We start from the raw sequence: 9,337 nt of genomic DNA, 5'->3' as shown, positions 1-9,337 counted from the left end.
CCTGGATCCATTGGGCACGGCGATGCCGAACTCCAGCAGCAGGCCGCGAATGCGATTGATGCAGGCCGTGCGGTCCGCCTTGAGGCCTTCGCGCAGGCGATGCACGCACAGCAGGCTCTGCTGCTCGACGCTCTTGACCGGAACAAAGCGCATGTGAGGGCGGCTCGCCGCCTCGCAGATGGCCGCGGCGTCGTTGGCGTCGTTCTTGCCGCAGTGGCCCTCGGCGCGATAGGGGGCGGCCAGGTGAGCCGAGATGATGCGGGCGTCCAGCCCCATCGCGCGCAGGGCCCGGGCCCAGTGGTGTGCGCTGGAGCTGACCTCCATCACCACCATGCAGCCGGTCTGCAGCAGCGCACACCAAGCGAGGAACTTGTCGCGGGCCAGCGCCCGGTTCGTCAACACGCGGCCACCGCCGTCAACGGCGTGCACCTGGATGACTCGCTTAGAGAGATCCACGCCTACGCGCACCGCTGGAACTTGGGTATTCTTGTCCATGGACTTCCCCTTTCGAAATGGCTGCAGATTGATGATCGACACCACCAATCTTGGCGCTTTGACGCCGTTGCCTGAAGGTGGGAAGTCCCTTCGTATTCCTTATATGGACTCCCCCACAACGGCAAAGGCCTGATCGATAGTGACTGGCTGGGAGAAGTATCTGCAGTCGTAGATCCGGCATCTGGTGTGGGATCGAGTTGGTCCCGTGCCGACATGGAATCATGACGGCAATGCGGCGGATAGTGTTAGTTCACTGCCCGGCGCCGCTCGACCGCATCCACTGCGTAGTGGTCTTTCATTGCCGGACGGCAGCTTCAGTCTTCAAGACTTGAATTCAGGCGCCCATGAAGATCCTCGCGGCCACGCTTGTCAGTGCAGCGGACGGCCACGCGGCCCGTGATCCGCAGGGAGTCTTCCAGGTGATCCAGGCGGTATCTCCGGGCATGGCGCTTGCCTCGCCGTTTTCCATGCCCGGGTCCCCGACCCGGACCGGAGACTGAGCATGCCCACCTCTCACACCCCGCGCCCCGCACCGACCAGACCCGCGCCCGTCGACACGGGCCTGGAACGCGCCCGCGAGCGCGAGGAGTCCGCGCTGGACAATGTGCGCGAGGGCTACGACGACCCGCCTGACAGGCCCGATCTGCCGGCGGGCGGACCCGGCGATGCGCCGCGCCCGCCCGCCCCCGGCCGCAAGGACACGGGAGCGCCGGCATGAGGCGGAGCGCGCCCGCCCAGAAACCTTTGGCAACCGTCTTTCGCACGTGGCGACACGGGCACAGGCCACAATCGCCGCAATGAGCAGTTCTTCCCCCGCGCAGACCGCCGACCAGCGCTTCATCGACAAACAGATGGCCGGCGTGATCGAAGCCATCCTGATCCAGAGCTACAGCATCGCCAACAAGGGCTTCATCCCGTCCGATGCCCAGCTCGCCTCCTACATCGCCGGGCTGGACAGCGAGACCCTGCTGGGCCTGATACGCCGCCATCCCGGCGCCGTGGCCACGCGCGCCCAGACCGCCGACGACGCCGAGCTGCTGCGCTGGGCCGGGCTGGTGGGCGCGGCGGCCCGCCGCTGAGCCTCGCGCCGCCCATCGCTGGGCGGCAGTCGCCCGGCGACGCGACGACATCCTGACGCCGCGCGCACCGGCCCGCGCGCAGAGGCCGGGGGGCGCGGGGCGCGTGCCAGAATGCGCGCCATGCAAGCCCTGCAGGCCTTCAAGACGCGCTTGGCATGGATGGCCAGCGCCGCGCTGCTGCTGGCGGCGCTGATGCCGGCGTTGTCGCAGCTGCTGGCGGCCGCCACCGGCGCCGCGGACTGGACCGAGGTCTGCACGCGCGGCGGCGCGCGACTGGTGCGGCTGGACGGCGCGACACCGGCGACGCCGGACCTGCCGCGCGATCTCGGCGCCACGGGCCTGGAACACTGCCCCTATTGCGCCATCCACCACGGCGCGCCGGGGCTGCCGCCCGCGACGTCGGCGCCGGCCTTGCTGCAGACGCTGGACTTTCCTCCTCCCGCACGCTTCGCCACCCAGCCCCGGCCGCTGTTCGCCTGGGCTGCGGCGCAGCCTCGCGCGCCGCCTGCGCGCGCCTGAGCCCCGTCCCCCCGTCTGCTTCTTTCTTTTTTTCACGAGGAGTGCGTCATGTCGTACGCCAAACAATGGTTGCTGGCCGCCGCGGCCGGCCTGTCTTTCCTGTCCGCCCCGGTGCTGGCCCAGGTCCAGGTGCAGGACGCGTGGATACGCGCCACGCTGCCGCAGCAGAAGGCCACCGGTGCCTTCATGAAGATCCAGGCCGAGCGCGCGGTGCGTCTGGTCGGCGTGGGCTCCAGCGCGCTGCCGGTGGTCGAGCTGCACGAGATGCGCATGCAGGACCAGGTGATGAAGATGCGCCGCATCGACACGCTGGACCTGGCCGCCGGCCAGACGCTGGAGCTCAAGCCCGGCAGCTACCACCTGATGCTCATGAACCTGGACCGCGCGCTGCAACCCGGCGAGCGCATTCCGCTGGAGCTGCAGTTCGAGGACGCCAAGGGCACGCGCAGCCGCGTGCAGGTGCAGGCCGAGGTGCGCGCGATGACGCCGCCCGCCGCGCCGGCCTCGCAGGGCCAGAACCACGGGCACGGGCACGGCCACGGCCATTGAGCCGCGGTCGGCCGGGCCTGCCGCTTTGCGTCAGGCCCAGCAGCGCCGCCGGCCGCCGCCTTCGCCCAGGCTAGCGGCGCGCAGCGCCTGCAGCAGCGGCTCCAGCGCGAGCCGGGCGCGGCGCACGCCCACCAGTTCCAGCAGCCCGTCCTGGCGGCAGGCCGAGACCAGGCGGCTCGCGGTTTCCAGCGTGATGCCCAGCATGTCGCCGATCTCCTGGCGGCCGGGCATCCAGATCAGGCCCAGATCGTCCGTGTATTCGCTGAGCTTGAGCAGCAGGCGCAGCATGCGTTCGCGCGCGCTGCCGCGCGCCAGCTCCACGCGCCAATCCTCGACTTCGTCGAGCGCGTGCTGCCATTGCCGCATCAGCTCGCGCTGCAGGCCGGCGTGCTGGGCGCACAGCTCTTCCACCAGTGGCCGCGACAGGCGGCAGACCTCCAGCTCGCCGCAGGCGCGCGCGTCGGCGCGGTAGGGCTGGCCCAGCAGCGCTTCCAGGCCTACCAGGTCGCCGGGGCCGGCCAGGCGCACGATGCAGCGGCCGCCATCGTGGCTGCTGCGTTCCAGGCGCAGGATGCCCGAGCGCAGCGCATAGGCGGCGGTGCCCTGCTTGTGCGTGGCGTAAAGCCGGCCGCCGGGCTCCAGCCGCAGCGTGCTCAGCCGCGGCTGCAGGCGCGCCAGCGTGGCGGGGTCCAGGCTGCCCAGCAGCGCCAGCGGCGGTGGGTTCGTCGGGTGTAAGGGCGGTGTCAACGCGGACGCCGGCCCGGGCAAGGCAAGAGTCATGGGGAGGGGCTGAAATGCGCTGGAGGCAGTGCCCCCATGGCACGCCATGCTGCCGCGCGGCCCGCGCCGCGACAAGGCGCAGCGGGCGGCTTTCTCATGCGTAGCAGTTGGCCGGATGTGCCGAGCAGGTGTCGTCTTGATGGTTTCTTGATACCGCTGCCGACAGCTTCTACGGGCTCTTGAGGCCTCTGTTTCTAAGCTTCCGCTCATCCCCACAGACTCATGTGAGATGACGATGGATGCGATCTTTCTGGGCCTGAGCACCCTGCTCTTCGCCCTGGCATTGGGGCTGGCCGCGTTGAGCCAGCGCCTGGAGCCGCGCTCATGAGCGCGCTGTACTGGGCCAGCGGCCTGCTCGCCGCGGCGCTGTTTGTCTACCTGCTCTACGCGCTGCTGCGCGCCGAGGAGTTCTGATGACTCAGCTCGCTTGGATCAACCTGGCCCTGTTCCTGGGCCTGCTCTTCCTGGCGGCCTGGCCGCTGTCGCGCTGGCTCACGGCCGTGGCCCAGGGCCGGCTGCCGGGCTGGATGTTGCGCGTGGAGCGCGGTCTGCTGCGCGCCTGTGGCGTCGCCGACCCCGAGGAAGGCATGCACTGGCGCCGCTATGCGCTGGCGCTGCTGCTGTTCAACTTCCTGGGCGTGTTGGCGGCCTATGCGCTGCAGCGCCTGCAGGGCCTGCTGCCACTGAACCCGCAGGGCATGGGCGCGGTAAGCCCGGACTCGGCCTTCAACACCGCGATCAGCTTCGTCACCAACACCAACTGGCAGGGCTACGGCGGCGAGTCGACGATGAGCTACCTGACCCAGATGCTGGCGCTGACGGTGCAGAACTTCGTCTCCGCGGCCACCGGCATCGCGGTGGTGTTCGCGCTGATCCGCGGCTTCATTGGCAAGCTCAGTGGCCAGGTGGGCAACTTCTGGACCGACCTGACGCGCGTGACGCTGTGGGTGCTGCTGCCCATCTCCTTCGTGCTGGCGCTGTTCTTCGTCAGCCAGGGCGTGATCCAGAACCTGGACGCCTACAAGGACGTGACGACGCTGGAGGTGACGCACTACGACGCGCCGCGCCTGGACGCCGACGGCCAGCCGATGAAGAACGAGCAGGGCGAGGCGCTGACCGAGCCCGCCGAAAGCGCGACCCAGCAACTGGCGATGGGCCCGGTGGCCTCTCAGCTGGCGATCAAGATGCTGGGCACCAATGGCGGCGGCTTCTTCAACGCCAACTCCTCGCACCCGTTCGAGAACCCGACCCCGCTGTCCAACCTGTTCCAGATCCTGGCGATCTTCCTGATCCCGGCGGCGCTGTGCTTCAGCTTCGGCCAGATGGTGGGCGACCGCCGCCAGGGCGTGGCCATCCTCGCCGCGATGACGGTGATGTTCGCGACCGGCGTGATCGCCGCGACCAGCGCCGAGCAGGCCGGCAACCCCGCGCTGACGGCGCTGTCCGTCGACCAGCGCGCCAGCGAGCTGCAGGCCGGCGGCAGCATGGAGGGCAAGGAGACGCGCTTCGGCATCAACGCCACCACGCTGTTCGCGGTGGTGACCACCTCGGCCTCCTGCGGCGCGGTCAACGCGATGCACGACTCCATGACCCCGCTGGGCGGCATGGTGCCGCTGGTGATGATGCAGCTGGGCGAGGTGGTCTTCGGCGGCGTCGGCACCGGCCTGTACGGCATGCTGGTGTTCGCGATGCTGGCGGTCTTCATCGCCGGGCTGATGATCGGCCGCACGCCTGAGTACCTGGGCAAGAAGATCGAGAGCCATGAGATGAAGATGGTGGCCCTGGCCATCCTCGTCACGCCGGTGATGGTGCTGGTGGGCACCGCGATCGCGGTGCTGGCCGCGGCGGGCAAGGCGGGCATCGCCAACCCCGGCGCGCACGGCTTCAGCGAGGTGCTGTACGCGCTGACCTCGGCGGCCAACAACAACGGTTCGGCCTTCGCCGGCCTGTCCGCGAACACGCCCTTCTACAACACCCTGCTGGGCATCGCGATGTGGGTGGGCCGCTTCGGCGTGATCGTGCCGGTGCTGGCCCTGGCCGGCAGCCTGGCGGCGAAGAAGCGCATCCCCGCCGGCGCCGGCACCCTGCCCACGCATGGCCCGCTGTTCATCGTGCTGCTGATCGGCACCGTGCTGCTGGTGGGCCTGCTGAACTACGTTCCTTCCCTGGCCCTGGGGCCGGTGGTCGAGCACCTGATGCTCTGGGCCGCCTGAGGACTGACCATGACGAGCTCTAACCAACAATCCCTGCTGGATCCGCGCCTGATCAAGCCGGCCCTGATCCAGTCCTTCACCAAGCTGGACCCGCGCGTGCAATGGCGCAATCCGGTGATGTTCGTGGTCTATGTGGGCAGCCTGCTGACCACCGCGCTGTGGGCCATCAGCCTGGGCCAGCCCGCGCTGGCGGGCGCCGAGGGGCCGGGCTTCATGCTCGCGATCGCGTTGTGGCTGTGGTTCACCGTGCTGTTCGCCAACTTCGCCGAGGCCATCGCCGAGGGCCGCTCCAAGGCCCAGGCCGCCGCGCTGCGCGGGCTCAAGGCCAAGGCCTGGGCCAAGAAGCTGGAGGCGCCCCGCCATGGCGCGTCCTGGCATCCGGTGCAGAGCGAGGAGCTGCGCAAGGGCCATGTGGTGCTGGTCGAGGCCGGCGACCTCATCCCGCTGGACGCCGAGGTGATCGAGGGCGTGGCCTCGGTGGACGAGAGCGCCATCACCGGCGAGTCCGCGCCGGTGATCCGCGAGTCCGGCGGCGACTTCGCGTCCGTCACCGGTGGCACCCGCGTGCTGTCGGACTGGCTGGTGCTGCGCATCGCGGTCAACCCCGGCGAGTCTTTCCTGGACCGCATGATCTCCATGGTCGAGGGCGCCAAGCGCCGCAAGACCCCCAACGAGATCGCGCTGACCATCCTGCTGGTGGCGCTGACCCTGGTCTTCCTGGTCGTCACCGTGACCCTGCTGCCCTTCTCCCTCTTCAGCGTGGAGGCGGCGGGCTCGGGCACGGTGGTGTCGGTGACGGCGCTGGTGGCACTGCTGGTGTGCCTGATCCCGACCACCATCGGCGCGCTGCTGTCGGCCATCGGCGTGGCTGGCATGAGCCGCATGATGCAGGCCAACGTGATCGCGACCTCCGGCCGCGCGGTGGAGGCGGCCGGCGACGTGGACGTGCTGATGCTGGACAAGACCGGCACCATCACGCTGGGCAACCGCCAGGCCAGCACCTTCGTGCCGGCGCCGGGGGTGGGCGAGCAGCAGCTGGCCGACGCCGCGCAGCTGGCCTCGCTGTCCGACGAGACCCCGGAGGGCCGCAGCATCGTCGTGCTGGCGAAGAACCGCTTCGGGCTGCGCGAGCGCGAGCTGTCGCCGCTGCAGGCGCACTTCGTGCCTTTCACCGCGCAGACGCGCATGAGCGGCGTGGACTTCGGCCCCGCCGAGGCCCCGCAGCGGCGCATCCGCAAGGGCGCGGCCGACGCGATACGCCGCCATGTCGAGCAGTTGGGCGGCCGCTTCCCGGCCGAGGTGCAGCAGGCGGTGGACGAGGTCGCGCGCCGCGGCAGCACGCCGCTGGTCGTCGCCGACGACGCGCGCGTGCTGGGCGTGGTGGAGCTCAAGGACATCGTCAAGGGCGGCATCAAGGAGCGGTTCGCCGAGCTGCGCCGCATGGGCATACGCACGGTGATGATCACCGGCGACAACAAGCTCACCGCCGCCGCGATCGCTGCCGAGGCCGGCGTGGACGACTTCCTGGCCGAGGCCACGCCCGAGGCCAAGCTGAAGATGATCCGCGACTACCAGGCCGAGGGCCGCATGGTGGCGATGACCGGCGACGGCACCAACGACGCGCCCGCGCTGGCCCAGGCCGACGTCGCCGTGGCGATGAACAGCGGCACGCAGGCGGCCAAGGAGGCCGGCAACATGGTGGACCTGGACTCCAACCCCACCAAGCTGCTGGAGATCGTCGAGACCGGCAAGCAGCTGCTGATGACGCGCGGCTCGCTGACCACCTTCTCGATCGCCAACGACGTGGCCAAGTACTTCGCGATCATCCCGGCGATGTTCGTCGGCGTGTACCCGCAGCTCGGCGCGCTCAACGTGATGCAGCTGCACAGCCCGTCGTCGGCCATCCTGTCCGCGGTGATCTTCAACGCGCTGATCATCATTGCGCTGATCCCGCTGGCGCTCAAGGGCGTGGCCTACCGCGCGATCGGCGCCGGGGCGCTGCTGCGCCGCAACCTGGCCGTCTACGGCCTGGGCGGCCTGATCGTTCCCTTCATCGGCATCAAGGCCATCGACCTGGTCCTCGTGGCCCTGGGCATGGCCTGAAGGAGAGTCCCTCATGTTCAAGAACACCCTGCGCCCCGCGCTGTCCTGCCTGGTGCTGCTGTCGGCGGTGGTGGGCCTGGCCTACCCCTTGCTCGTCACCGGCGTCGCCCAGAGCCTGTTCCCCAAGCAGGCGGCGGGTTCGCTGATCGAGCGCGACGGCAAGGCCGTCGGCTCCGAGCTGATCGGGCAGAACTTCAGCAGCCCGCGCTATTTCTGGGGCCGGCCCTCGGCCACCGCGCCCATGGGCAACAACGCCGCCGGCTCCACCGGCTCCAACCAGGGCCCCAGCAACCCGGCGCTGGCCGACGCGGTGAAGGCGCGCGTGGAGGCACTGCGCGCCGCCGATCCGGGCAACACCCAGGCCGTGCCCGCGGACCTGGTCACCGCGTCGTCCAGCGGCCTGGACCCGCACATCACCATGGCCGCGGCGCGCTACCAGGCGCCGCGCGTGGCGCGCGAGCGTGGCCTCTCCCTCAAAGAGGTGGAGCGCCTGATCCAGGCCCACACCGATCCGCGCGACCTGGTCGTGCTGGGCGAGCCGCGCGTCAACGTGCTGCGCCTGAACCTGGCGCTGGACGCCGCGACGGCGCCGCCGCGCTGAGGCGTCGCGCACGCCTTTCTTCTTCCGCCCGGTCGCCGCAGGCCGGCCCCCTTTCGACGAAGCCCGAGGAGAGCCCGGGCCCATGGACCCGGTGCGCACACGGGGGAGGGGCTTCGTCGTCTTTTCCAAGAACCATCCGTCTATGAAGACCTTGCCATCGAAGATCCCGAGCCGCGCGCTGCCGGCGCTGGCCGCCTCGGCCCTGCTGTCGCTGGTCCAGCCCGCGCTGGCGCAGGACGCGCCCGCGTCCCAGCCCGCGCCCGAATACACGCTGACCGGCAACCTGAGCTTGAACAGCGACTACCGCTTCCGCGGCATCAGCCAGACCTGGCGCCTGCCGGCCGTGCAGGGCGGGCTGGACTACAGCCACCGCAGCGGCTTCTACCTGGGCAGCTGGGCCTCCAACGTCTCGGGCAACAGCTACATCAACGGCGCGGGGCTGGAGGTGGACCTCTACGGCGGCTGGCGCTTCAGCCCCGCCGCCGACTGGACCCTGGACCTGGGCGTGCTGGCCTACCTCTATCCCGGCGCGCGCATGAACAGCGCGCCCGGCGTCGCCACCGATCGCCGCTACGACAACGTCGAGCTCTACGCGGGCCTGAGCCGCGGCGGGTTCAGCGCCAAGCTGTCCTATGCGGCGACCGACTACTTCGGCCTCAATGCGACCACGGCGGGCTACGCCTTCTTCAGTGCGCTGCCGGAGCGTGGCGGCTCGCGCGGCAGCCTCTACCTGGACCTGAACTACAACCTGGACCTGGGCCATGGCGTCACGCTGGGCGCCCACCTGGGCCACCTGAAGGTGCGTCACTATGGCGAGCTGTCCTACACCGACGCCAAGCTCAGCCTGAGCCGCGAGATGCTGGGCCTGAACTGGAGCGCCGCCCTCGTCGGCACGAATGCCGACAAGGCCTTCTATCAGGCCGGCAACGCCGCCGGGCAGGACGCCAAGCGCCTGGGCCGCAGCGGCGTGGTGCTGAGCGTGGCGAAGACCTTCTGAC

At 70.0% G+C, this 9,337-nt stretch carries 12 protein-coding genes; 10 read left to right on the top strand and 2 right to left on the bottom strand.

What is annotated here, in order from left to right:
- Positions 1-495: IS110 family transposase (locus LZ017_RS09765; protein ID WP_241396629.1), on the bottom strand; the 495-nt coding region annotated here is incomplete at its 3' end.
- 344 nt (positions 496-839) lie between these two features.
- Here LZ017_RS09765 and LZ017_RS09760 point away from each other — a divergent pair.
- From LZ017_RS09760 to LZ017_RS09740, 5 genes are all read left to right on the top strand, one after another.
- Positions 840-995 (top strand): hypothetical protein, encoded by a 156-nt coding sequence (locus LZ017_RS09760; RefSeq protein ID WP_241396604.1) that lies wholly within the window; start codon positions 840-842, stop codon positions 993-995.
- A 2-nt stretch (positions 996-997) separates the two neighbouring features.
- A complete protein-coding gene (locus LZ017_RS09755) occupies positions 998-1,213 on the top strand; it encodes a hypothetical protein (RefSeq protein WP_241396601.1) in 216 nt (71 codons plus the stop codon).
- A gap of 79 nt (positions 1,214-1,292) precedes the next feature.
- Complete coding sequence (locus tag LZ017_RS09750) at positions 1,293-1,574, top strand: hypothetical protein (RefSeq protein ID WP_241396599.1); 282 nt, start codon at positions 1,293-1,295, stop codon at positions 1,572-1,574.
- 120 nt (positions 1,575-1,694) lie between these two features.
- Positions 1,695-2,093, top strand: a complete 399-nt coding sequence (locus LZ017_RS09745; RefSeq protein ID WP_241396597.1) for a DUF2946 family protein — start codon at positions 1,695-1,697, stop codon at positions 2,091-2,093.
- 48 nt (positions 2,094-2,141) lie between these two features.
- On the top strand, positions 2,142-2,642 hold the full coding sequence (locus LZ017_RS09740; RefSeq protein WP_241396595.1) for a copper chaperone PCu(A)C: 501 nt from the start codon (positions 2,142-2,144) through the stop codon (positions 2,640-2,642).
- A gap of 30 nt (positions 2,643-2,672) precedes the next feature.
- On the opposite strand, the gene LZ017_RS09735 is transcribed toward LZ017_RS09740, so the two are convergent.
- Entirely contained in the window at positions 2,673-3,389 is a 717-nt protein-coding gene (locus LZ017_RS09735; protein WP_241396592.1) for a Crp/Fnr family transcriptional regulator, read from the bottom strand.
- A 357-nt stretch (positions 3,390-3,746) separates the two neighbouring features.
- Here LZ017_RS09735 and kdpF point away from each other — a divergent pair, with 357 nt between their 5' ends.
- The 5 genes from kdpF (at position 3,747) to LZ017_RS09710 (ending at position 9,336) form a co-directional block, all read left to right on the top strand.
- A complete protein-coding gene (kdpF, locus tag LZ017_RS09730; RefSeq protein ID WP_241396591.1) occupies positions 3,747-3,836 on the top strand; it encodes a K(+)-transporting ATPase subunit F in 90 nt (29 codons plus the stop codon).
- Positions 3,836-5,635, top strand: coding sequence for a potassium-transporting ATPase subunit KdpA (gene kdpA / locus LZ017_RS09725; RefSeq protein WP_241396590.1), 1,800 nt, complete (start codon positions 3,836-3,838; stop codon positions 5,633-5,635). Before kdpF ends, kdpA begins: the two co-directional genes overlap by 1 nt.
- Before the next feature lie 9 nt (positions 5,636-5,644).
- Positions 5,645-7,738 (top strand): potassium-transporting ATPase subunit KdpB, encoded by a 2,094-nt coding sequence (gene kdpB / locus LZ017_RS09720; protein WP_241396589.1) that lies wholly within the window; start codon positions 5,645-5,647, stop codon positions 7,736-7,738.
- 13 nt (positions 7,739-7,751) lie between these two features.
- Positions 7,752-8,339: a potassium-transporting ATPase subunit KdpC gene (gene kdpC / locus LZ017_RS09715; RefSeq protein ID WP_241396588.1), complete on the top strand. Its 588-nt coding sequence runs from the start codon at positions 7,752-7,754 to the stop codon at positions 8,337-8,339.
- A gap of 142 nt (positions 8,340-8,481) precedes the next feature.
- A complete protein-coding gene (locus LZ017_RS09710) occupies positions 8,482-9,336 on the top strand; it encodes a TorF family putative porin (protein WP_241396587.1) in 855 nt (284 codons plus the stop codon).
- Position 9,337: the final 1 nt, after the last annotated feature.

The sequence above is a fragment of the Pelomonas sp. CA6 genome (genome assembly GCF_022549225.1).
Taxonomy (GTDB): Bacteria; Pseudomonadota; Gammaproteobacteria; order Burkholderiales; family Burkholderiaceae_C; genus Roseateles.
The sequence above is the reverse complement of the archived record's forward strand: the minus strand, read 5'-3'. Positions and strand labels throughout refer to the sequence as shown.